Origin of the sequence: Streptomyces sp. URMC 126 (assembly GCF_051386555.1) — a bacterium.
Lineage (GTDB): Bacteria > Actinomycetota > Actinomycetes > Streptomycetales > Streptomycetaceae > Streptomyces.
In genome coordinates this window covers 1-262 of the sequence record NZ_JBPQTX010000982.1, presented here as the reverse complement: position 1 = coordinate 262, position 262 = coordinate 1, and the positions used below count along the sequence as shown (strand labels likewise).

Here is a 262-nt window from a genome sequence, read left to right as displayed (position 1 = left end):
GAAGATGCCCTGCTACCTGCCCGTGATGCAGTTCGCCACCAGCAGCGCGCTGCGCGAAAAGCTCTACCGCGCCTATGTGACACGCGCCTCCGACCAGGCAGAGGGCGATGCCCGCCGCTTCGACAACACGGCCAACATTTCCGAAATACTTGCCCTGCGCAAGGAAGAGGCGCAGCTGCTGGGCTACCGCAACTTCGGCGAGATCTCGCTGGTTCCCAAGATGGCGCATTCGCCGCAGCAGGTGATCTACTTCCTGCGTGAC

1 protein-coding gene is annotated in these 262 nt (G+C 62.6%); it reads left to right on the top strand.

All coding sequences use genetic code 11. The features are described from left to right. Positions 1-25: 25 nt before the first annotated feature. Positions 26-262: M3 family metallopeptidase (locus tag ACSNOK_RS34755; protein ID WP_436784700.1), on the top strand; the 237-nt coding region annotated here is incomplete at its 3' end.